Here is a 20,453-nt window from a genome sequence, read left to right as displayed (position 1 = left end):
CCTTTTTTGTTTTTTTATACTCTCATTGAAGCACAGAACTTGTAGAAAAACAATCTGGGGAACTCGTACAAGCAAAGATCACTTCCCCTTTCTTTACAAGTCAATGTCACCAAATATTCTTACAGAAGAATTTTCAGAAAATAATGACATTTCTTTTCTGAAGTGCTATACTTAGAAAAATTAAAAAAGGGTGTGAACGAATGACAATCGATTGGTCAAATTTAGGGTTTTCTTATATCAAAACGCCATGGCGTTTTTTGGCAACATGGAAAGACGGTTCTTGGAATGAAGGCGAACTTACCGAGGATAATTATCTGCATATCCACGAGGGATCAACCGCTCTTCATTATGGACAGCAATGTTTTGAAGGACTAAAAGCCTACCGAAGAAAAGATGGCGGCATCAATTTGTTCCGTCCAGACGAAAATAGCAAACGGATGAACCGCAGTGCCTATCGTCTGCGCATGCCAGAGGTTCCTGAGGACTTCTTCTTAGATGCGGTAAAACAAGTAGTGAAAGCAAATCAGGAATATGTTCCGCCTTATGGCAGCGGCGCCACCTTGTATATTCGTCCGCTATTGATTGGCGTCGGAGAAAACATCGGTGTTAGTCCAGCACCAGAGTACATTTTTACGGTTTTTTGTATGCCTGTCGGTCCTTACTTTAAGGGCGGATTGACACCGACGAATTTCATTGTTTCTGATTATGATCGCGCGGCACCAAATGGTACTGGTGCAGCCAAAGTTGGCGGAAATTATGCGGCGAGTTTATTGCCTGGATACGAAGCCCATCAACGGAAATTTTCCGACTGCATCTATCTTGATCCAGAAACACATACCAAAATCGAAGAAGTCGGTTCTGCCAACTTTTTCGGGATCACGGCTGACAATGAATTTGTGACACCAAAATCTCCTTCTATTTTGCCAAGTATCACAAAATATTCATTGCTGCATCTAGCGCAACATTCATTAGGATTGACCCCGGTTGAAGGTGATGTTTATCTCAATGAGCTGGATCGTTTTGTCGAAGCGGGTGCCTGCGGAACAGCTGCTGTTATTTCTCCGATTGGCGGGATCCAAAACGGTGAGGATTTCCATGTGTTCTATAGCGAAACAGAAGTTGGTCCACAAACCAAAGCATTGTATGACCAATTGACCGGCATTCAATTCGGAGACATTGCCGCACCAACTGGTTGGATCTTTGACGTCCCATTGGGTTAAGCGAACCGTGTATATCCTCTTCAGCTGAACGATCCGTTGTGATCGTTCGGTTTTTCTCTTTCTATCGATCAATTTATCATCACTGCATTAGAATTGATTGCCACAACTCTTTTGACTTGTTACAATCATAGCAAAGGGAGGCGTAATGATGGGCAAACGACTCGGCTATTCTTTGCTAGCAACAGCATTGTATTTGGTGGTTTCCAATATCGGTAATCTCGTTTTTGGTATCAACCGCAGTTTTAGCTGGACCACAACATTGTGGGAAGCATTTTTCTTTTTTATTTTTGTGTTCTTATTCCAACAATTTAGAAAAAAATAAGCAGTGATCCTCGCTAGTAAGAAACGGGGATCGCTGCTTATTCCTTTTGCAGGGATTTCATTTATTAAAAAAAGCGCCAAACCCCTTCATACGAAAGGATTTGACACTAAGAAAAATTATTTAACTGTTACTGAAGCGCCAACTTCTTCTAAAGCTGCTTTCAATGCTTCAGCTTCGTCTTTAGAGATGCCTTCTTTAACTGCTGAAGGAGCTCCGTCAACGACTGCTTTCGCTTCTTTCAAGCCTAAGCCAGTTGCTTCACGAACTGCTTTGATAACTTTAACTTTTTGATCGCCAGCTGCAGTCAATTCTACAGTGAATTCAGTTTGTTCTTCAGCAGCACCAGCATCGCCAGCTCCACCAGCTACAGCTACAGGAGCTGCAGCAGATACGCCAAATTCTTCTTCGATAGCTTTAATTAAATCGTTTAATTCTAAGATTGTCGCGCCTTTTAGCTCTTCGACAATGTTTTCAATGTTCAATGCCATTTTGTTTTCCTCCATTTAAGTAAGTAGTTTAGTTTTTTAATACTGAAAAATCATGCGGCAATTATGCTGCATCTTCTTCTTTTTCTGCCACTGCTTTGACAGCGTAAGCCACGTTGCGGATAGGTGCTTGTAGCACAGATAGCAACATAGAAAGAAGTCCTTCGCGGTTTGGCAATTTCGCCAATGCAGTAATTTCTTCCAATGAAGAAACTTTGCCTTCGATGATACCGCCTTTGATTTCTAAAGCTTTTGCGTCTTTTGCGAAATCGTTAATGATTTTTGCAGGTGCAACAACGTCTTCGTTACTGAATGCTACGGCAGTAGGACCAGTGAATACTTCACCTAAACCTTCTAGACCAGCTTTTTCAGCAGCACGAGAAAGAATTGAGTTTTTGATAACTTTCATCTCAACGTTTGCATCACGCAATTGTTTACGTAAGCGAGTTACTTCATCAACAGTTAGTCCACGGTAGTCAACAACGACTACAGATGCGGCTGCAGAGAATTTTTCACTCACTTCATCAACGATCGCGGATTTTTTAGCGATAGCTGCTTCACTCATTTATATTTCACCTCCTGATTTTGATGGAAGAGTTTCTTCGAAACGAACGGTTCCTTTGTCTTAAAAAAAGACAATAAAAAACTCTATGCCACCGTAGACATAGAGGGACTATTGAAGGTTCTCAATAAACGTCCTCGGTAGGAAATTAAGGCAAATGCCACCTACTGTCTTCGGTACAGTTAAACTTTTAACCTTGACTACCTTACCATAGATAAGGCAGGCAAGTCAATAAAAGTTTTAAATTTTTGTATTAAATTAGAAAGAAGCTTGTTCTACATGGATCCCAGGTCCAAATGTTGTTGTAACTGAGATATTTTTCATGTATTGACCTTTTGCTGCTGAAGGTTTAGCTTTCAACAATGTTTCATGGATCGTTTTGAAGTTTTCGATCAATTTGTCATCTTCAAAAGAAACTTTTCCGATTGGTACGTGGATGTTTCCAGCTTTGTCAACACGGTAAGTAACTTTACCAGCTTTTACTTCGTTAACTGCTTTTGTTACGTCCATTGTTACTGTACCAGTTTTAGGGTTAGGCATCAAACCTTTAGGGCCTAATACACGACCTAATTTACCAACAGTAGCCATCATGTCAGGCGTTGCAACAACAACGTCAAAGTCGAACCAGCCACCTTGGATTTTTTGAACCATATCGTCGTCACCAACGAAATCAGCACCAGCTGCTTCTGCTTCTTTGGCTTTATCGCCTTTAGCAAAAACTAAAACTGTTTGTGTTTTACCAGTACCGTTTGGTAATACAACCGCGCCACGGATTTGTTGATCCGCTTTTTTAGGGTCTACGTTTAATTTGTAAGCAACTTCAACCGTTGCGTCGAATTTTGCAATATTTGTTTCTTTTGCCAAAGCTACTGCTTCTTCAACTGAATAAGCTTTTGTAGCATCAACTTTTTTCAATGCTTCTTGCATTTTTTTGCTTTTTTTAGCCATTTTGTTTCCTCCTTGATGTGGTTATAACGGTAGAACCTCCCACGTGTCCCATATTTTTCAATATGAAGCCGACTGAGAAGCTACTTCCTTAGGGCTGTAATTATTCTACAGTGATCCCCATGCTTCGTGCAGTTCCTTCAACCATGCGCATTGCTGCTTCAACGTCAGCTGCGTTTAGGTCTTCCATTTTCAATTCAGCGATTTCTTTTACTTGATCGCGTGAAACTTTTGCAACTTTTGTTTTGTTTGGTTCGCCTGAACCTTTTTCAACGTTTGCTGCTTTTTTCAACAATACTGCTGCTGGTGGTGTTTTTGTAACGAAAGTAAATGAACGGTCTTCGTATACAGAGATCACTACTGGAATGATCAAACCTGCTTGATCAGCTGTACGAGCATTGAATTCTTTAGTGAATCCCATGATGTTGATACCCGCTTGACCTAGCGCAGGACCTACCGGCGGAGCTGGTGTTGCTTTACCTGCAGGAATTTGCAATTTAACGATTTTTTCTACTTTTTTTGCCACGAGACATACCTCCTTGAGTCCGTGATGTGGTTAATTGGAGATCCAAATTTCTCCTCCCACTTTGGTGATTCATGTGCACACACAAAAAACGTGTGACGAAAGCACACTGGAATATTATAGCATCTTTAAGGAATAATTCAAGGTTTTTCAGCTGTTTTTTTCGAAAAAATACTCACCAGCGCTTTTCGTTATTCCTTCGCTAAAAAAATAAATAAAAATCCCTTGCTTTTGGTCTGCTTTTTTCATTCTCTCATTTTTTTATGCTACACTACTACTGGAATTCTTCCCTATTCGTTTACTACTATTCGAGGTGAAAAAAATGGAACAATTAAAATACCGCAGTGTATTTGATATAATCGGACCCATCATGGTGGGTCCCAGCAGTTCTCATACAGCCGGTGCTGCCCGGATTGGAAAAATCGTTCGCAGTATTTTTGGCGAACAGCCAGACAGTGTAGATATCCTGTTGTATGAATCGTTTGCCAAAACCTATCGCGGTCATGGAACCGATATTGCGTTAGTTGGCGGTCTCTTAGGCATGGAGCCAGATGACGCTCGCCTAGCAGACTCTTTAAAAATCGCTTATGAGAAAGGGATCGAAGTCTTATTCGTCCCTAAAAAAGAAAAAGCGGAACATCCAAATATGGTCAAGATGATTTTGACAAAAGGTAGCCACAAACTATCCGTCACTGGTATTTCGATTGGTGGTGGCAATATTCAAATCTCAGAGCTTAACGGCTTCAAAATTTCTCTGACGCTAGGTACGCCAACTTATGTGATCGTCCATCAAGATGTTCCAGGAATGATTGCGAAAGTAACCAATTTACTATCAGAGGCTCAAATCAATATCGGTACGATGACCGTAACAAGAGAAGCTGTCGGTGATAAAGCCATCATGATCATCGAAGTCGATCAGCGCAATGATCAGCTGGCCCAACAAATCAAAGTTTTGCCACACGTTTACAGCGCTGCGTATTTTGATTAAAGGAGAAAAGGCACATGTTCTATACAATAGAAGAATTAGTAACAGAGAGTAAAAATTATCCTTCCGTTGCAGAGATGATGATTGCAATCGAAGCAGAAAATACTGGCCGTAGTCGCGAACAGATCCTTGCAATCATGGAAAAGAATTTAGTTGTTATGGAGCAATCAGTCGCTGAAGGTGTCGCTGGTGTAAAATCGGTGACGGGATTGACCGGTGGCGATGCGACACGGATGAACGACTACCTTGCTGCCGGTGATTTTTTAAGCGGAGAAACCATTCTACAAGCGGTCCAAAATGCCATTGCAGTCAATGAAGTCAATGCGAAAATGGGCTTGATTTGCGCCACTCCGACTGCCGGTAGTGCGGGTGTTGTTTCTGGTGTATTGATGGCCGTGCGTGAGCGTTTGGCACTGACTCGAGCGCAACAAGTCGACTTTTTGTTTACAGCCGGCGCCTTTGGTCTGGTGATTGCCAACAATGCCTCGATTTCCGGTGCCGAAGGCGGTTGTCAAGCAGAGATCGGTTCTGCTAGTGCAATGGCAGCGGCGGCTTTGGTTTGTGCAAAAGGTGGCACCCCTCACCAAGCGGCTCAAGCGGTGGCGATCACCTTAAAAAATATGATGGGCTTGATTTGTGACCCTGTCGCGGGCTTAGTCGAAGTCCCCTGTGTGAAGCGCAATGCCCTGGGATCTTCCCAAGCCTTTATCTCTGCCGACATGGCACTGGCAGGAATCGAAAGTGTCATCCCACCAGATGAAGTGGTCTTAGCGATGTATCAAGTCGGTCGGCAAATGCCTAGCATTTTCAAGGAAACGGCTGAAGGCGGCCTAGCCATGACACCGACTGCCCAACGCTTGCAGGCAGAAATCTTAGAAGCCAATCGTTGATTTTTTTTAGAAATGAACACCAATAAAAACCAACCAAGAACAACCAATCGTTGCTTGTTCTTGGTTGGTTTTCATTTTCTCACTATTTCTCAGGAAGGTAAGTCCCTCCTATTTGTTAAATAAGTAACAAACAGCACTGAGGATTTCTCTACTCCCACTCGCTTACTCCATAGCGTTTCTTTTGGGCAACAGGTGTTAATACCTTCACAGGCTCGGAAAATTTAGGTTTTCCTTCTGTTTGATCCAATGGGACTAATGGCTGTTCACTTTCTTGTACTTTCGAGACTGTTTGTGTTTTTTCTTTCTGGGTAGCTGGCACCTGATCGGCTGATTTTTGCCAAAGCTGTTTGCTGAGATCCAATAGGGGAATGATCATCATGGCGACGAGCCCGCCAGAAAAACCATTGTTATACAGATTCAAACCTCCATGTAAGAAATCAATATTCAGTACCATTGAGGCGTGGACAAAACCGACCACCAAGCCGCCTTTCCAGCCATAGGCATTCGTTACTGCACAGAGCATCATCGCAAAAATCGCTGACGTGACTGTAACCGTCTCGTTGATGGTGTATACACTCAATAGATTGGCGATCGTCACCCCTGCCAATAAAGGCAGCGAGTTAAACACATGAGAGCCACAAGCAGAAAAGCCGATGACACAAAAGATCGCACCGATAACCGGTCCATTTAAAACCGCACCAATACTGACAACGTAAGCCACTAACAAGAATGTCATTAACCCCATATTGATCATCGTATTATAAACGCCGGTATCACGTAAGATATCGCGTTCGATTTTGCCACTATGAGACCAAATCGCTCGCATATTCAACCGTTTTTTCTTGATCGCCATCAGCGAACCATAGCCTACGAGCATACTTCCTAAAACCAGCATCATGAAAATCAAACGCGGTTGCTGTTCTTGTGACACCATTGTTCGCAGCTCGATCGTTAGGCCAAACATCCGACAGATAGCGGCAACTAGTGTACATAGCATTCCTGAAGTGAACCCCGAACTGTAAAGACTGACACTTTGAAATAGCGTTTGAAAGTACAGTGCCATGGGAACCATCAAAAAACCGGTAAAAATTCCAATGCCATACCCCATCACTAAACTAAAATAAGGTGGTAAGGAATCATTGAAAGCAAAATAGCTGACGATCGGAGAAACCGACGATCCGTACAAGGCGATCAACAGAAATTTTTTCAGTGGTTCGTTCATAAAATACGAATACAGGCGGACGCCTAAAAATATCGGGATAAAATTTAGTAGATTTTTCCCAAAAAAACCATACCCAGTCACCATAAAGATAGCGGACACCGCACCGCCTGTGATCGGCACCCGATAATGATAACAAATCGAGATCGCTACAAACGTCATCAAACTGCTGTTTAATAAAGCCGTCCCTACAGAAGTCATAGCAATATAATCTGTCACAAGATGACTTTCCGAAAATAAAATCAACTTGAGCTCTTCGACTGCCACCCTTGGATCGAAAAACAACATGGCAAAGAAAAACAGTAGCAAATTAAAAAGAAACAACAAGCTATACCCATTATGTACAGAGATCATCCCTTTAGTATGGGGATGAAAATCATTGTGAAACTTTACTCTAAAAAAATCAACTAATTTTGACATAGGACCCCTTCCTCTTATAAAGCGCTTACTCATTTTGAGAAAAAAAGTGGGCCAACGAATTGGTCCACTTTATTCTCATTACTGTTATTTTACCGTAAATGAGCCGTTCATGCTAGTCTATCCAGCAGTTAAATTTTATCTACTTGCTCAAAATCAAGTTCTGTACTGGTTTCACGACCGAACATATCGATGTTCACTTTTAGTTTTTGTTTCTCTTCATCAATTTCTGCTACTTGACCTTCTAAACCAGAGAACGCACCTTCGATGATCTTGACGGTTTCGCCGATTTCTACTTCTAACTCAACTGTTCGGGTGCTCATACCAATCGAACGCAAAATCGAATTGATTTCTTCTTGTAATAAAGGCGCCGGCTTGCTTCCTGCACCATGAGAGCCAACGAAACCAGTCACACCTGGTGTATTCCGAACCACGTACCAAGATTCATCCGTCATGACCATCTCAACTAGCACATAACCAGGAAAGGTTTTATGAACGATTTCTTTGGTTTTGCCATTTTTTTCTTCTGTTTCCACTTCTTCGGGAACAACGACACGGAAAATATAATCACCCATCCCCATGCTTTGTGCACGTGACTCTAGGTTTGCTTTTACTTTGTTCTCGTAACCTGAATACGTATGTAGAACATACCAATTTTTTTCAAAAGATTCCATTTTTTTCGGACTCCCCATCTTTTTGTAAAATAAAAAAACCTCAGCTGCACCGAAGTTTTTCCTCAAAGCGATTATAGCATGATTTGCGATAAATGACTAGCGCTATCAGTAAGAAGTCTTACTTTAAGATCCAATTGAAGACTGTTTGAATCAGTGTGTCCATCACAAAGAACATCAATGCAAAAATAATGGTTGTTTGAATCACCACAAAGGTATCTTTGCGTAATTGTTTTTTTGATGGCCAAGAAACGTTTTTCATTTCTTCAACAACATTTTTCAAAAATTTCATTCGATTCCCTCCTTACTTCGTTTCACGATGCAAAGTATATTGATTGCAATACTTGCAAAATTTGTTGATTTCAAGGCGTTCGCCTTTTTTACCTTCACTGACTGATTTTGAATAGTTGCGGGATCCGCAGACAGAACAAGCCAAAGCAGCTTTTTTCGTTGCCATCTTAGTGTCCTCCCCCTTTTTATAAAGTTTTCCAACACTAAAAATACCATTTAATTAAGATTGTGTCAATTTTTGATTTTCTGTCGTATAAATATAGTTTCTGCTGATTTTGTGGTATGATAATGGTGTTAAATGGGTATTTGGGAGGGAAAATTATGTTATTAAAAACAATGGTTTACAAAAAACGCGATTTAACAACGGTAAAGGAAACAGCTACCTTAGAAGAAGCGCTGGCAATTTTAGAAGAGTCTGGTTATCGTTGTGTGCCTATCCTAGATGAATCAGGAAAGATTTTTAGAGGAAATATTTATAAAATGCACATCTATCGCCATAAAGCAAACGGCGGCGACATGACTTTACCCGTCACCTATCTGCTAAAAAATGCGACGAAGTTCATTTATGTCAACTCTTCATTTTTTAAGGTTTTCTTTACGATCAAAGAATTGCCTTATATTGCGGTATTAGATGAAAACAATCAATTTTACGGCATCTTGACCCACAGCTCCTTATTGAATATGTTGTCACAATCATGGAGCGTTGAGCAAGGAAGCTATGTGTTGACGATCGCATCAACAGGTCAACAAGGCGACTTAGCGGTTATCTCAAAAATAATCGCAAAATACAGCAGTATCGCCAGCTGTATCACACTGGATATCGGCAAAGACGAATTTATTCGTCGTACGATGATTACTTTACCAGCAAACACATCAAAAGAATTATGCGACAAGATCGTTACGCAACTAGAAGCAAAAAACTTCAAAGTTGTAGAAATCGAAGACTTAAAAGCAGAATAAAACAAAAGATCATTCCTTCATTTCTTAGGAATGATCTTTTTCTTGTTTTTTGAGAACCATCAAAGCAAAAAACAAGTTTTCTTTAAACGCGTTTATCAAAACGAACAGCACGATTGATAATATACATCACAGGTGCCGTAATCGTCATCACGATAAATTCACTTAATGCTGTTGTTGCAAATGTTGGCCAGAAAGGCAATGCTAAGGTGATATTTAGCATAATCGCAATCAGGAACATGCTTAATGAAAAAACAATGGTGTTAAATGCTAGTCTTAAGAAAACATTTGGAATCTTCTTCTGTACCAGCGCAGTCGCTCCTAAAGCCAAAAAGCTTCCGACCCCACCGAATACGACATCCAAGATCCCCATTCCAAAGAACAAGTTATACACAACAACCCCGCCGACGACACCCCACATCAATTTCCTGTTGAAAACGACTAAGTGATTCAATCCTTCAGATATCCTGAATTGAATCGCTCCTGAGGCAACGGGTGCGACTAGAACCGTTACAGCGATATAAAGTGCCATGATGATCCCATTGGCTGCGACGACACGCAAACGTTGATTGGTTAGATTTGTTGATTTTTCCATATGATCCCTACTTTCTCCGAGTTTTGATTACGCGGGATGGTTGATGAACCGCGGTGCGCTTCGCACAAGTACTTATTATACACAAGAATATTGTTTTATCAACCTTTCCATGCACATTGTTCTCTTTTTGTTTTCCGTTTATTATATTAATTTGGAGAAACTGTGTGGATGTTTTGTGGATGAAACCCTCGAAAGCTGTGTTATTTAATCTTTTTACTTTTATTACTTAGTTAAGCACTATCATTTTTGTTTACAAAGTAACACCCTTCTCTGATACAATTAAGAAAAAAGAAGAGGAGCTTATAGCAAACATAAAAAAAGTTTATTTTGGTGTTTTTATTGGTATCAATTTATTATTTTTATCGGCTTGCTCAAGTCCCGAAGGTGAGAAAACAGTTGCTCAAGGTTCTGCCACTGCTCAAACCGAATCAATTGTTGAATCTTCTGCTGAAAATACTACAGAAAGCAGCACCATAGAAAGCAATAGCGCTACTGTGGACCGTGCCGAATATTCAGCGAATTTTTCAGAAGATTGGAATGGACTGACCACGAACATCAATAAAGTGGTGATTGTAGAACTATCCGATGATGAGATTGAAATGCAAGGTCTAGAAAATAAATACGCTGTTCAAGTATATTTCGAAATTACCAACAATTCGGACATGGATTTTGATACTTATCCAGACCAAGCAACAATGGTTGTGGAAGGTCAGCAAATCGAAGCTGAAATGTTTTTAAGTGATAGTATTGGTGGAGAAATCTTAAGCGGTGTAACAAAAGAAGGAATTGTGACATTTTCAGTACCTAAAATAGAAGATGTTAGCAATGTGTCTAATATTCGATTGAAATGGTCTGCTAGCTACGACATCGAAAATTATGACGAGGATAATTATAAAGATTTTGATGTCACATTCGATTTGACTAAATAATCGATGAATGACAGACCTTAAAATACGGTTGTTTGAATTGAATAAAATCGTAAAATTGCTCCTACCTTATTTGGTTGGGAGCTTTTTTTATTTTCTGTTCGTGTAATTCTTGCAAGGAGTGAATGATATGCAAATACCGTTAGCGCATCAAAGAACTTACGCATTGGAAAGATATTACTACGAGTTTATAGAAGGAATGGGGCCAGCCCACTTGCTTTACGATCAGTTTGTTCGGACGATGGAGAACTTTGGAAAACCCTATTTCACTGTACCCATCAGCTATAGTCATTATTCTGAAGAGTTGGCTTTTGTATTTAAAATAGACGGTGAAAATTATCTGTTCGATCACGTTAGGACTCAAGACAAGATTCTTAGAAAATACGACCCTAACACAAAGTATAAACCAGGTGGCAATTGATATGAATCTTATTACTCAATATGAACAAGGCTACCTATCTCTTTCTGATTTTATAAATGAATTCCCGAACTCGATTTCTAAATCTCAGGAAGCTTTGTGCGGCTCAGAATGTGTCGAGTTTTATGTCGCTATAAGAAATTCTACATTAGAAACCGGTTGTGCTAGGACGTGTCTTTTTGTAATTAAATCATATTACAGTCTAAAAAAAGTCTGTTACCATTTTACATCCCTGTTGAGTTGTTGTATAATTCTGATAATTCCTATTGATACTACTTGGCATATTACGAGGAGAGTTTTTATGAAGGGTAAAGAAAAGAAAAAAGAAAACGATGTTTTCTCTACCATCGAAAAAAATCGAAGAATAGATACTGGTATGCCTGCAGGAGATCCTAATATCGGTACAAAATGGACTGATACTTTAATTTATTTTGGAGTTATTGTTGTCCTATTTATTTTGTATGTTTTGTTCTTTAAATAAACAAGGAAGAATGTAGAATGAAAAGAAAACTAGCGTTGTTGTTATCGGTATTTGCTCTTGCTGTATTTGCTTTTTTTTGAACGTCGGAGGTAAAAGCAGATGAAACGTCCGCCCTAAAGCAGTTGCTTATTTGAATAGTGATCAAGCTGGAAAGAAAACACAGTTGAATGTGAAAGATGTATCTCCAATACAAGATTTATTGAACCGATTTCAACTGCTTAGCTTTAACATCATTTAAGTAGAAGTCATCCAATCTCTACAGGTGGGTGACGAAGGCCTGATTATGTTAAAACATTGACAATTTTGACACGTAAAGTATCTTAATTTTAATAGAACGGAGCATCAGAATATGTTAAAAAGTAAAAAAGTATTTAATCTTTTGGTTATTGGCTTTGTAGTTTGTCTATTAATAAATATCGTATTACCTACTAAAGTTGTGTCATCCGATGAAATTTCAATACCTAATTCAACTATACCGCAAACTACTGAGTCTGTGACAAAAGAAGAAGCAGCCAAATACGAAGATGGTGTTTTATATATTAAAGACTCAAACTCATCTACTATTTCTACTAGAGCTGTCGTAGCTGATGGCGGCTGGAATTGGAAACAAATCGATAGTAGAAAAACTGACACCAAGTTCGACAATGCATTCGTTGCTAATCTAGGCAACACCATATTTGGGATAGCAACAATTTACTTTGGTGGTATAGTTCTTAAAGGTGTGATGAAGGCTGGGGAATTTGCAGGGGCTGTGGGGGCTTATTTCCTTTCAAAATTAGACCTAAAATTTAAACCCAAAGCTACTGTCTACTTAACAATTACTACTTATAAAGATACTGATTCGAAAAACTTATATGTAAAAGAGAATGTTAAAGCTTACTCAGATTCAGCAAGAAAGAAATTAATAGGGAGCTATGATTCTGTTCACAAATTTACTAAAAAATAAATTATCTGAATGTTCAAGACAATTTATTTTTCTCATAAAATAGTATTTTAATCAGAAAAATATTATCATGTAAATTTGTGTGAGGGAGGAATTTAATATGACTAAAAAGCAAACTATAATGTTTATCTCAAAAATGCTCTTGTATTATGTCCTAATAATTTTGATTGTTTCTTTAATTTCTGGTAATTTTACTTTCTCGCACTTTCTATTCAACGATATATTAAGTCCAAAATCGTTCATTGTACTTTTTGGAATTTTTCTCTTTTATAATGAAAAAAAGAAAAACTTTTAACGTAATTTAGGCAGAAGTTGATTCCCCTATATAATTTATCTGAGTTTATGTACAAAGCCCCTACTCAAACGAGTAAGGGGGGTTTGTGTTTATCTGAGTTTCTTCACGTAAGCTTCATTAGCTGTAAAATACCCACCAGATTCTAAAAGAAGACGTGTAATGTTGCCATGCTTCACAACCTCTTTCACCAGAAGCTTGCTGCCCTTCGGATAGTAGTTACCACGCATATTAGTAGATTCTAAATCCGTGTACTCTTGATCTCCACTTTCTCGAATCACTTCTACACGTCTTGCATTTTGAATATATGTTTTTTTGTTTGTCACTTTTGCTACGCCTCCATTCGAAGATGATTTGTATCCCATAACATCCAATGCAGCATTAACTGCATCGTCCATTTTCTTGGCCATGATATCCATATCTTTTTAACTGTCCATAAAGCCCCATTCAATCAAGATTGCTGATCCTTCAGATGCTCGAATCACATATAAGGATGTAGTAGCCTTCGCTCCACGATTAACCCAGCCAGTAACTTTATATACTGCATCACAAATAGCTTGTGCCAGTTTACGAGCTTCTTCATTCCCAGCGAAGTACCACACTTCAAAATCATTCGCACTCCCATTAAAAGCATTTAGGTGATGGCTAACATGGAAGGATTTTCCAACTGAATTCATTTTTTCGAACGATATTGTAGAGATTATCGTTAGCGGTTGTACCCACATCATCAGTAGCATCTACGGCTTTAGTTGCTGCTCGAAATTTGTCATGAATCTTTTGAGCAACTTCGTGTTCTTTCAAACCGCAACCAGATGCGCCAGGTACAATCGCATTATGCCCTCTATGAGAGGTTGAATTATTATATTTGACCATGTTTACTCCCCCTTTCCGATGTAAAAGTAATCATCAATTTCTTCAGAAGAGTCATCCGTTTTTTCACGTTTCTTTACTTCAAATTGAAAGGTCTTATCTTGGCTATCTCTCGTAAACTTAACAGTCAAATGATATTCTGATTCCTCGAGCTGATTCATCGTGTGTGCCGCGTCTTGTATCGGATGTACAGCTTCGATAATTTCTGGCTGGGCTACTGATTCAAAGTCTTCAATAAATTTTGCTTTGTTTCTCATGGTTATCCCTCCAAATTTTTTATAAAAAAAAACAGCTTATTCAGCTGCTCCTTGACTAATAATTCTGGTAAATGATTGATGCAAGCCTGTAGATGCTAATCCACTAACAGCGCCGTAAACGATTGATTCAACCGCAAAACCATTCATGACAAGCCCTAGAATTGCTCCTAGTAAGCCGACAATCAATGGAATGTAATCATTCACCTTATTGGTTAAAACAGGTGTAGTCTTGATAATATAACCAACTACTAAACACGCAATCACAATCACTGGTACAAAGTTTTCTGTTACTACTGATAAATCCATGCTTGTGGGCGACTATTTAAAGATGTGGATCGATCTAAAAGCACGGACTGTCAAACAGTCAACTTTATATAGAATAAAAAAATCTATTCGCTTATACATTCTTCCACGATTCGAGTTTTACAAACTTACTGAAATCAAAAGACTTGAATGTATAACATGGATTAACGAACTTTGTGATCACTTAAATGTAGACTCTGTCAAATCCTATGTTGCCCCATTCAATAGCGCGCTCGAAGATGCTGTTGTAGAATATCAGCTCTTAGAATCCAATCCGATGAAAAGCATAAAGTATCCTAAATTACACAAATATAAAAAAGAGATAAAATTCTTTGAAAAAGATGATTTAGTCTATTTTTTAGACATCAGCAAAAGTCACGCGGAAGAAAATGATTTCATGGACTACCTGTATTTTGTATTATCTATACTATTATCGCGAACTGGTTTGAGACTGGGAGAAGCTTCTGCATTAAAATGGGATGATTGGAACAGAAATAAAATAGAAATAAACAAAACTTTGTATCGCGAGGGAAAAACTGACTATATAAACCCTCCAAAAACTCAATCAAGCTATAGAACAATTGTAATTGACAGATACTTAATCGAATTATTGAAGAATTTCAAAATCAAGAAAAACGAGCTAGCCCTCGCTTCATCCAGAAACATAGCTAATCAAGAGTATATTTTTGCAGATGAACGCGGGAACTTTATCAAGCAGTCGAATTATAGAACCTACTTTTATAAAATGTGCGATTTAGCCGAGCTACCTCGTCTCTCGCCTCATGCACTAAGACATTCTCATGCAGTACATTTACTTGAAAGTGGGTCAAACATTAAATATGTATCGGAACGTTTAGGACACTCTTCGATAAATATGATCGCAAACGTGTATCTTCCTATTTCTAAGAAAATGGAAACTGAAGCTATATCTATGTATGAACGTTATTTCTAAAATATATTTTATTTCCATGTGGATGTTTTGTGGATGAAAATGATAAAAAGGTGATTGTTATGTTGGTTTGAAGGGTTTTAATCGAATTTAAACGTTTTAGTTGATGAACCGCGGTGCGCTTCGCACAAGTACTTATTATACACATTAATAGCCATATATCAATGTTAAACTGGGCATTAAATCATCAAATCATCTCGAATTCACCTGACAAAAATTTATGCAGATGGAATTGCTCCCTCTATTCCTTCATTCGTTGATTCAAAGAAACACTTCGCAGCTTTCATTTTCTAGCCCTATTCGACGATCAATGAGTCATCCATCGTCAGATTTCCTAATGGCTTGTGATTCAATCTTTACCCTTGAAAGAGATGGCAAAAATATTATTTTTACGCCTACCGAAGAAATAAACGATGAAGATGGTGGCTTTATGTTGGAACCTCGCTAAATGAAGACGGATCTCGTGATGGAAGGTTAATAAGATCCGCCTGATCTACGCACAGTAATCATCTTGAATACGTAAAACATCCCTTTTCATTAATGGAAAGGGATGTTTAGAATGAATCAGACGATTCAGTTACTTTTTGATCAAAAATAGCTTTCTTCTCGTTGCCTCGTAACTTTTTTGGTAAAGCAATTTCTCATAGATGTTTACTCAGCGAATGCCTGCCACACCTCTATTTAGCTGGTCGAAAGCCCGCTTTGTACGCTTCCACTTCCGTCTTGAACATACGAATCGGACTTGTCGTTTTTTTATAGTATTGACTACCCGGTATGTGGTAAATCTTTTGCTTGGACCCTTTGATCAACCCTTTGCCTTGTTTGTCTACGTACTTTTTTAATCCATCTCGAAATGCATCATTCGTCGTTCCAGGTGCTTTCCCACCTTTTTTCACCAGTTTGACCTGGATTGCTTCCAGTTGAAAGCCAAAGCCGGACGTTCCTGAAGACTGCCCGTTTTTCGCCCACCCCATCCAGCCAAATTGTTGTGCATTGACTCGATAATAGACATCGTAATACTTAGCGATCTCACCGGTGAGTTTGATTTGGATCGCCTCCAACCGTTGCCCTTTTCCACTTGTACCAGACAGAGTCCCATTTTTTCTATACGATTTTTCCCATCCTTGTTTCTGAATGGAGGTTTTATATTCAATATTCCCTTTGTATTTTTCATTAGTAATTTTTATCTTGATTGCTTCAAGTCGCTTTGCTTTCCCTATGGTCCCTGACGTCTGACCATTTGTTTTCCATGATTGCCACCCTTGAGACTGGACATTTGTTTGATAGCTCACACTTGGTGAAGATGCAGCAAAAACTGTCATCGGAAAAACAACGAAGCCAAGCAATAGCACCAATAGTATAGAAACTTTTTTCATTTTAACCCCTCCTTATTTTTGATTATGCCAATAATATTGTTAAAAAACAATCTATTTATAAGCAATAAATAATTTTTCATCATTTCAACTCACTTAGAAAATGAACTGCTGGGTAAAGCGTAAAATCAACACTTCTAGAGGGCGTTCCAATTATTGTATTACTTCAAACTCGAAGTTGAAAAATGCTTAGCATCAAACTAGCTATTCAACTACTGATAGAAGGTGCATCTTGACTTACGAAGAAAAGTCAGTGTTCGTTTTTCTGAGAATCGAAACGAATGACCGCCTGCAATGTGGTATAATCTAATTCGTTGAAATTTATTTTGGAAGGATGACATGATTGAACTTATTTGGATTGACCTTTGGCTTAAGAAATGTAAAAACGGGAATCAGTGTATTCCTCTGTATTTTGATCAGTTTTCTTTTGAATCGAGAAACCTACGTCGTATCGACGATCACAGCTGTTTTCACATTAAGAGAAGATCATGAAAACACCGTCAAATACGGGAAACATCGGATTGCAGGTAATAGCTTTGGCGCAATTGCCTCCGTGTTTTGTATAGCAATTTTTAACTTTTTCGGACATTCGTCCTTTATACAAATGATTGCGATCCCTTTAGTGATCATGTTGATGATCGCTTTACTGGTCAAATTTGATTATTCCGAGGGAACAGTTGGTGCTTGTGCCACACTATTGACGATTTTATTTATGATTCCTCAAACTGAATCTTACTTGTATGCTTTTAATCGGATTGTTGATAGTTTTATCGGCATGACGATTGCGATATTGGTGAATCGCTTTTTTCCATTTCCGAATAAAAGTACCGCAGGGACGAAGACGACAACAAATGAGAGTGATTTATTTTAAAAATGGAAAAGAAAAAAACCATCTCAAAACAGCTTTGAGATGGTTTTTTTAAGATTGGATCAGTTACTGAAAAGAACTTGTTGGTCTTCAATTAATGGATAAGAAATCGGTGCATTACCTTCCAAATCTTCTTTATTCATATCAACTGCAACGATTTGACTATTTTCATACGTACGATAGTAATAGATTCCTTTATCTGTATTGCAGCAAGAAGTATAAATCGTGTACTCATAGCGCTCATTGCCTATGTCACAAAGTCCTTTTTGTTGCTCAACCGAACCTAAAATATGGAAGAACTGACTAATGCTTTCGGATTCAGATTCTCCAGAAACGGAATTCAATCGGGTAAAAGCTACTTTGACAAAGCGAGACATCGAAGAAAGATCTCCTGGCAGCCCTAAGCCTCCCATTCCACGACTATATTCATCAAAATCCAGCTTGTCAGAAAAATGAGTTTCCGGAGTTTTCGATGATAACACACGGTAGTTATTCAAATTGAACAATTGATAGTCAAATGGCGGATTATTTGTCAAAACTCCCACCGGATTTTCATGAATATGAAGGCCATCACTCATACTTTCCACAACGATGGCACTTTTTTTATCAGCAATCATCCAATGCAAAGGCGATAGAGGCAAATCTTCACTAAAATTGATCCGAACGAGATTGACATTGGCTAATAACCCTTTTACCTCTTCAACAGTAGCGCATTGTCCTAAAAGCCATGGAATGAACTCAAAAGGCGTAACATTCTCTTTTCCTTCTTGAAATTCATTGTAGAAAGCATTTTCTGGAAAATTCAATCCAGCGATACCTAAACCTTTTTCATTGACCGCATCATAATACAGTGGATACTCAGCGACACCAGCAGCAATCCCAATCATTGCGTAATGGTGATCTATTTCACTTACTTTGCGAAATTTGAATGAATAATTTCTCGGAGTAATGGTCACTACTTCTTTATAAGAAACATCATAATCAAAATTTCTGCCCAAATAATGATCTTTCGTTACATAAGTTAACGCAGTACACATAATACTTCCTCCTAAAATAAGTTTTTTACACTACTAATTTACTCCTATCGCTTTTTTTAACAAGGAAAAAGCAATAAATAATAATGAAAATACAATTAAATGATTTAAAATCATTTTAATGTACTGTATATAAGGCAATTTCAATCTAGTATTCTTTAGTTAGCCTACCTTCTCGCAAATTCACTTTGATTACAAATCCTTTAGAAGAGCCGTTCAAAAGCGGCGATGATCATAATCTCCACCCTTTTTCCTTTACCTTTCATTAAACTATTTAAATTTCTCTAAAAGGCAACAACAAAACAATGTAAGCGATTGCCCAATATAAAAAATGTGCTATACTATAAGTGTAAGGAGCAAGGATTCCCAGTAAAGCAGACGAAGCAGGTTCTGCAAGAAAAGAATTGTTGTCAACTTAGAATAAAAGACAAAGGATGTGGGAATTTGAGTTACTCCTTACTAATTGAATAGGATTCGGCGATGGGCATCGTTACCTGAGGATCAAAGTGGACATAAGAACCTTTGAAAACCCAGAAAGCACAATCGTCGAATCTATTTTTTTGCTCTTTTTTCAGGCATCGTCTCCCCGCCTTCTTTCGAAACATGCTATAATTAAACGCATTGAACGAAAAAACGATATGGAGCTATTCATAAAATGAACTATTATTATCACTTCCTCGTAAACCCTGCCTCAGGCAGTGGAAGGGGGAAAAAAGCGGCGGAGCGTGTGCAAAAAATCGTAAACAAGCATCGTTTCCCCCATCAACTCTATTTAACAAAATCGCCCGGCGACGAACGAAACATCACCCGAAAACTCTTAAAAGAACGCCTTTTGCCTTGGGACGATGTTTATTTAGAAAATGGCGAAATGCTATATCCATTGCTGGTCGTTATCGGGGGAGATGGAACGCTGCACCAAGTAGTATCAGAGTTACAACTTGAACAACAACAAATCCCCGTTGCTTACATCCCCGCTGGCTCAGGAAACGATTTTGCGCGAAGTATCGAGTTGCCGCGGGAACCGGAAAAAGCATTTTGGAAAATTGCGGGTACTACTAAGCCCCAAGAATTGGCCATTATCCACTATGATGAGCAGATCCAGGAGGAAAGCGGCATTGCGCTTAACAATGTCGGTATTGGCCTTGATGCGGCAATCGTCTACACCACCAATCACTCTGTGGCAAAAAGTAGTCTGAATAAGTTTAACCTCGGCTCCTTTTCCTATATCGCTGCAATTATTCGGGTTTTGTTTCGCCAAAAAGGCTTCCCGATCTTAGTTGAGTGTAATGGGCAACAATTCAGTTATAAGAAAGCTTTTCTATGCACTACGACCAACCATCCTTACTTTGGCGGCGGTGTTGCGATCGCCCCAACCGCTTCGGTCAAAGAGAAAAAGTTTGATTTTGTTCTTGTCGAGCGTGTATCGATTTTTAAGATTTTCTGGCTGATCGGTTTACTGATGCGAAAGAAACACATGAATTCACGTTACTTTCACCATCTTTCCACGTCGAAGCTGAGAATTATCTCTACCGTGCCCCAACATGGACAAGAAGACGGTGAGGAAATGGGCCAACGTCCCTTTGATATTACTTTTACAACAGCTAGTCAATTATTTTGGTGCCCATAAAGAAAACGATACAAATCGCTGCTGATTTGT

General features: G+C 38.8%; 28 protein-coding genes and 1 other annotated feature. Of the genes, 12 read left to right on the top strand and 16 right to left on the bottom strand.

What is annotated here, in order from left to right; genetic code table 11:
* The first annotated feature begins 200 nt into the window (after positions 1 to 200).
* Positions 201 to 1,220 (top strand): branched-chain amino acid aminotransferase, encoded by a 1,020-nt coding sequence (locus FJU10_RS07205; protein ID WP_140965515.1) that lies wholly within the window; start codon positions 201 to 203, stop codon positions 1,218 to 1,220.
* A gap of 148 nt (positions 1,221 to 1,368) precedes the next feature.
* Positions 1,369 to 1,542 (top strand): hypothetical protein, encoded by a 174-nt coding sequence (locus FJU10_RS19020; RefSeq protein WP_005231922.1) that lies wholly within the window; start codon positions 1,369 to 1,371, stop codon positions 1,540 to 1,542.
* Positions 1,543 to 1,658: 116 nt separating this feature from the next.
* Here FJU10_RS19020 and rplL read toward each other — a convergent pair whose 3' ends face one another.
* The 4 genes from rplL to rplK all read right to left on the bottom strand — a co-directional run bounded on the left by rplL (position 1,659) and on the right by rplK (position 4,060).
* Positions 1,659 to 2,030: a 50S ribosomal protein L7/L12 gene (rplL, locus tag FJU10_RS07195; protein ID WP_003127081.1), complete on the bottom strand. Its 372-nt coding sequence runs from the start codon at positions 2,028 to 2,030 to the stop codon at positions 1,659 to 1,661.
* A gap of 61 nt (positions 2,031 to 2,091) precedes the next feature.
* Positions 2,092 to 2,592 carry a 50S ribosomal protein L10 gene (gene rplJ, locus FJU10_RS07190; RefSeq protein ID WP_016610861.1) on the bottom strand — a complete coding sequence of 167 codons (501 nt, stop codon included), beginning with the start codon at positions 2,590 to 2,592 and terminating at the stop codon, positions 2,092 to 2,094.
* A 65-nt stretch (positions 2,593 to 2,657) separates the two neighbouring features.
* Positions 2,658 to 2,784, bottom strand: a sequence feature (ribosomal protein L10 leader region).
* 63 nt (positions 2,785 to 2,847) lie between these two features.
* The gene (gene rplA, locus FJU10_RS07185) at positions 2,848 to 3,537 is read right to left on the bottom strand and encodes a 50S ribosomal protein L1 (RefSeq protein WP_005229790.1); all 690 of its coding nucleotides are present in this window, start codon (positions 3,535 to 3,537) and stop codon (positions 2,848 to 2,850) included.
* 100 nt (positions 3,538 to 3,637) lie between these two features.
* Positions 3,638 to 4,060 (bottom strand): 50S ribosomal protein L11, encoded by a 423-nt coding sequence (rplK, locus tag FJU10_RS07180; RefSeq protein ID WP_005229787.1) that lies wholly within the window; start codon positions 4,058 to 4,060, stop codon positions 3,638 to 3,640.
* Positions 4,061 to 4,379: 319 nt separating this feature from the next.
* On the opposite strand from rplK, the gene sdaAB reads away from it, so the two are divergent.
* Together sdaAB and sdaAA are read left to right on the top strand one after the other, a co-directional pair.
* A complete protein-coding gene (gene sdaAB / locus FJU10_RS07170; protein ID WP_005229781.1) occupies positions 4,380 to 5,045 on the top strand; it encodes an L-serine ammonia-lyase, iron-sulfur-dependent subunit beta in 666 nt (221 codons plus the stop codon).
* Positions 5,046 to 5,059: 14 nt separating this feature from the next.
* Entirely contained in the window at positions 5,060 to 5,932 is an 873-nt protein-coding gene (gene sdaAA / locus FJU10_RS07165) for an L-serine ammonia-lyase, iron-sulfur-dependent, subunit alpha (RefSeq protein WP_010749448.1), read from the top strand.
* A gap of 148 nt (positions 5,933 to 6,080) precedes the next feature.
* Here sdaAA and FJU10_RS07160 read toward each other — a convergent pair whose 3' ends face one another.
* From FJU10_RS07160 to rpmG, 4 genes are all read right to left on the bottom strand, one after another.
* The gene (locus FJU10_RS07160) at positions 6,081 to 7,571 is read right to left on the bottom strand and encodes a DUF1576 domain-containing protein (protein ID WP_140965514.1); all 1,491 of its coding nucleotides are present in this window, start codon (positions 7,569 to 7,571) and stop codon (positions 6,081 to 6,083) included.
* A gap of 128 nt (positions 7,572 to 7,699) precedes the next feature.
* A complete protein-coding gene (gene nusG / locus FJU10_RS07155; RefSeq protein ID WP_005229769.1) occupies positions 7,700 to 8,242 on the bottom strand; it encodes a transcription termination/antitermination protein NusG in 543 nt (180 codons plus the stop codon).
* 118 nt (positions 8,243 to 8,360) lie between these two features.
* Positions 8,361 to 8,531, bottom strand: coding sequence for a preprotein translocase subunit SecE (secE, locus tag FJU10_RS07150; RefSeq protein ID WP_005229766.1), 171 nt, complete (start codon positions 8,529 to 8,531; stop codon positions 8,361 to 8,363).
* A gap of 12 nt (positions 8,532 to 8,543) precedes the next feature.
* A complete protein-coding gene (gene rpmG / locus FJU10_RS07145) occupies positions 8,544 to 8,696 on the bottom strand; it encodes a 50S ribosomal protein L33 (protein ID WP_005229764.1) in 153 nt (50 codons plus the stop codon).
* A 155-nt stretch (positions 8,697 to 8,851) separates the two neighbouring features.
* On the opposite strand from rpmG, the gene cbpA reads away from it, so the two are divergent.
* Complete coding sequence (gene cbpA / locus FJU10_RS07140; protein ID WP_077452493.1) at positions 8,852 to 9,490, top strand: cyclic di-AMP binding protein CbpA; 639 nt, start codon at positions 8,852 to 8,854, stop codon at positions 9,488 to 9,490.
* 82 nt (positions 9,491 to 9,572) lie between these two features.
* Here cbpA and FJU10_RS07135 read toward each other — a convergent pair whose 3' ends face one another.
* A complete protein-coding gene (locus tag FJU10_RS07135; protein ID WP_077452494.1) occupies positions 9,573 to 10,082 on the bottom strand; it encodes a QueT transporter family protein in 510 nt (169 codons plus the stop codon).
* A 494-nt stretch (positions 10,083 to 10,576) separates the two neighbouring features.
* On the opposite strand from FJU10_RS07135, the gene FJU10_RS07130 reads away from it, so the two are divergent.
* The 4 genes from FJU10_RS07130 (at position 10,577) to FJU10_RS07115 (ending at position 12,853) form a co-directional block, all read left to right on the top strand.
* Positions 10,577 to 11,011 carry a DUF4352 domain-containing protein gene (locus FJU10_RS07130; RefSeq protein ID WP_223272989.1) on the top strand — a complete coding sequence of 145 codons (435 nt, stop codon included), beginning with the start codon at positions 10,577 to 10,579 and terminating at the stop codon, positions 11,009 to 11,011.
* 127 nt (positions 11,012 to 11,138) lie between these two features.
* Positions 11,139 to 11,429, top strand: a complete 291-nt coding sequence (locus FJU10_RS07125) for a DUF5960 family protein (protein ID WP_140965512.1) — start codon at positions 11,139 to 11,141, stop codon at positions 11,427 to 11,429.
* Positions 11,430 to 11,727: 298 nt separating this feature from the next.
* A complete protein-coding gene (locus tag FJU10_RS19015; RefSeq protein ID WP_189372254.1) occupies positions 11,728 to 11,907 on the top strand; it encodes a hypothetical protein in 180 nt (59 codons plus the stop codon).
* Between the two features lie 349 nt (positions 11,908 to 12,256).
* A complete protein-coding gene (locus tag FJU10_RS07115) occupies positions 12,257 to 12,853 on the top strand; it encodes a hypothetical protein (protein WP_008377778.1) in 597 nt (198 codons plus the stop codon).
* Between the two features lie 381 nt (positions 12,854 to 13,234).
* On the opposite strand, the gene FJU10_RS19310 is transcribed toward FJU10_RS07115, so the two are convergent.
* Genes FJU10_RS19310 through FJU10_RS07100 form a run of 5 tightly spaced genes read right to left on the bottom strand, consistent with a single transcriptional unit; the run spans position 13,235 to position 14,575 of the window.
* The gene (locus FJU10_RS19310) at positions 13,235 to 13,561 is read right to left on the bottom strand and encodes a DUF5776 domain-containing protein (protein ID WP_223272988.1); all 327 of its coding nucleotides are present in this window, start codon (positions 13,559 to 13,561) and stop codon (positions 13,235 to 13,237) included.
* Positions 13,562 to 13,567: 6 nt separating this feature from the next.
* Positions 13,568 to 13,819 carry an N-acetylmuramoyl-L-alanine amidase gene (locus FJU10_RS19305; protein WP_223272987.1) on the bottom strand — a complete coding sequence of 84 codons (252 nt, stop codon included), beginning with the start codon at positions 13,817 to 13,819 and terminating at the stop codon, positions 13,568 to 13,570.
* The gene (locus FJU10_RS19300; RefSeq protein ID WP_223272986.1) at positions 13,788 to 14,015 is read right to left on the bottom strand and encodes a hypothetical protein; all 228 of its coding nucleotides are present in this window, start codon (positions 14,013 to 14,015) and stop codon (positions 13,788 to 13,790) included. Before FJU10_RS19300 ends, FJU10_RS19305 begins: the two co-directional genes overlap by 32 nt.
* Before the next feature lie 2 nt (positions 14,016 to 14,017).
* Positions 14,018 to 14,269, bottom strand: a complete 252-nt coding sequence (locus FJU10_RS07105) for a hypothetical protein (protein ID WP_140965508.1) — start codon at positions 14,267 to 14,269, stop codon at positions 14,018 to 14,020.
* A 36-nt stretch (positions 14,270 to 14,305) separates the two neighbouring features.
* A complete protein-coding gene (locus FJU10_RS07100; RefSeq protein ID WP_140965507.1) occupies positions 14,306 to 14,575 on the bottom strand; it encodes a phage holin family protein in 270 nt (89 codons plus the stop codon).
* Between FJU10_RS07100 and FJU10_RS07095 the strand changes: the two genes are divergently transcribed.
* Positions 14,574 to 15,524, top strand: coding sequence for a tyrosine-type recombinase/integrase (locus FJU10_RS07095; protein ID WP_140965506.1), 951 nt, complete (start codon positions 14,574 to 14,576; stop codon positions 15,522 to 15,524). The two genes, FJU10_RS07100 and FJU10_RS07095, sit on opposite strands and share 2 nt — an antisense overlap.
* Positions 15,525 to 16,198: 674 nt before the next feature.
* Here FJU10_RS07095 and FJU10_RS19810 read toward each other — a convergent pair.
* On the bottom strand, positions 16,199 to 16,897 hold the full coding sequence (locus FJU10_RS19810) for an Ig domain-containing protein (RefSeq protein ID WP_140965505.1): 699 nt from the start codon (positions 16,895 to 16,897) through the stop codon (positions 16,199 to 16,201).
* A gap of 340 nt (positions 16,898 to 17,237) precedes the next feature.
* Between FJU10_RS19810 and FJU10_RS07085 the strand changes: the two genes are divergently transcribed.
* Entirely contained in the window at positions 17,238 to 17,765 is a 528-nt protein-coding gene (locus FJU10_RS07085) for an FUSC family protein (protein WP_140965504.1), read from the top strand.
* A gap of 59 nt (positions 17,766 to 17,824) precedes the next feature.
* Here FJU10_RS07085 and bsh read toward each other — a convergent pair whose 3' ends face one another.
* A complete protein-coding gene (gene bsh, locus FJU10_RS07080) occupies positions 17,825 to 18,799 on the bottom strand; it encodes a choloylglycine hydrolase (protein WP_140965503.1) in 975 nt (324 codons plus the stop codon).
* 652 nt (positions 18,800 to 19,451) lie between these two features.
* Here bsh and FJU10_RS07075 point away from each other — a divergent pair.
* The gene (locus FJU10_RS07075) at positions 19,452 to 20,423 is read left to right on the top strand and encodes a diacylglycerol/lipid kinase family protein (protein WP_077452497.1); all 972 of its coding nucleotides are present in this window, start codon (positions 19,452 to 19,454) and stop codon (positions 20,421 to 20,423) included.
* The last annotated feature ends 30 nt before the right edge of the window (positions 20,424 to 20,453 follow it).

This window comes from Enterococcus sp. OL5 (assembly GCF_006491895.1).
Taxonomy (GTDB): domain Bacteria; phylum Bacillota; class Bacilli; order Lactobacillales; family Enterococcaceae; genus Enterococcus_D; species Enterococcus_D innesii.
Note: the sequence above shows the minus strand (reverse complement) of the source record. Positions and strands in the feature narration are given on the sequence as shown.

Coding starts and splice junctions, on each gene's coding strand:
- FJU10_RS07205 (WP_140965515.1), top strand. CDS start 201: ATGACAATCGATTGGTCAAATTTAGGGTTTTCTTATATCAAAACGCCA.
- FJU10_RS19020 (WP_005231922.1), top strand. CDS start 1,369: ATGGGCAAACGACTCGGCTATTCTTTGCTAGCAACAGCATTGTATTTG.
- rplL (WP_003127081.1), bottom strand. CDS start 2,030: ATGGCATTGAACATTGAAAACATTGTCGAAGAGCTAAAAGGCGCGACA.
- rplJ (WP_016610861.1), bottom strand. CDS start 2,592: ATGAGTGAAGCAGCTATCGCTAAAAAATCCGCGATCGTTGATGAAGTG.
- rplA (WP_005229790.1), bottom strand. CDS start 3,537: ATGGCTAAAAAAAGCAAAAAAATGCAAGAAGCATTGAAAAAAGTTGAT.
- sdaAB (WP_005229781.1), top strand. CDS start 4,380: ATGGAACAATTAAAATACCGCAGTGTATTTGATATAATCGGACCCATC.
- sdaAA (WP_010749448.1), top strand. CDS start 5,060: ATGTTCTATACAATAGAAGAATTAGTAACAGAGAGTAAAAATTATCCT.
- FJU10_RS07160 (WP_140965514.1), bottom strand. CDS start 7,571: ATGTCAAAATTAGTTGATTTTTTTAGAGTAAAGTTTCACAATGATTTT.
- nusG (WP_005229769.1), bottom strand. CDS start 8,242: ATGGAATCTTTTGAAAAAAATTGGTATGTTCTACATACGTATTCAGGT.
- secE (WP_005229766.1), bottom strand. CDS start 8,531: ATGAAATTTTTGAAAAATGTTGTTGAAGAAATGAAAAACGTTTCTTGG.
- rpmG (WP_005229764.1), bottom strand. CDS start 8,696: ATGGCAACGAAAAAAGCTGCTTTGGCTTGTTCTGTCTGCGGATCCCGC.
- cbpA (WP_077452493.1), top strand. CDS start 8,852: ATGTTATTAAAAACAATGGTTTACAAAAAACGCGATTTAACAACGGTA.
- FJU10_RS07135 (WP_077452494.1), bottom strand. CDS start 10,082: ATGGAAAAATCAACAAATCTAACCAATCAACGTTTGCGTGTCGTCGCA.
- FJU10_RS07125 (WP_140965512.1), top strand. CDS start 11,139: ATGCAAATACCGTTAGCGCATCAAAGAACTTACGCATTGGAAAGATAT.
- FJU10_RS19015 (WP_189372254.1), top strand. CDS start 11,728: ATGAAGGGTAAAGAAAAGAAAAAAGAAAACGATGTTTTCTCTACCATC.
- FJU10_RS07115 (WP_008377778.1), top strand. CDS start 12,257: ATGTTAAAAAGTAAAAAAGTATTTAATCTTTTGGTTATTGGCTTTGTA.
- FJU10_RS19310 (WP_223272988.1), bottom strand. CDS start 13,561: ATGGATATCATGGCCAAGAAAATGGACGATGCAGTTAATGCTGCATTG.
- FJU10_RS19305 (WP_223272987.1), bottom strand. CDS start 13,819: ATGAATTCAGTTGGAAAATCCTTCCATGTTAGCCATCACCTAAATGCT.
- FJU10_RS19300 (WP_223272986.1), bottom strand. CDS start 14,015: ATGGTCAAATATAATAATTCAACCTCTCATAGAGGGCATAATGCGATT.
- FJU10_RS07105 (WP_140965508.1), bottom strand. CDS start 14,269: ATGAGAAACAAAGCAAAATTTATTGAAGACTTTGAATCAGTAGCCCAG.
- FJU10_RS07095 (WP_140965506.1), top strand. CDS start 14,574: ATGCTTGTGGGCGACTATTTAAAGATGTGGATCGATCTAAAAGCACGG.
- FJU10_RS07100 (WP_140965507.1), bottom strand. CDS start 14,575: ATGGATTTATCAGTAGTAACAGAAAACTTTGTACCAGTGATTGTGATT.
- FJU10_RS19810 (WP_140965505.1), bottom strand. CDS start 16,897: ATGAAAAAAGTTTCTATACTATTGGTGCTATTGCTTGGCTTCGTTGTT.
- bsh (WP_140965503.1), bottom strand. CDS start 18,799: ATGTGTACTGCGTTAACTTATGTAACGAAAGATCATTATTTGGGCAGA.
- FJU10_RS07075 (WP_077452497.1), top strand. CDS start 19,452: ATGAACTATTATTATCACTTCCTCGTAAACCCTGCCTCAGGCAGTGGA.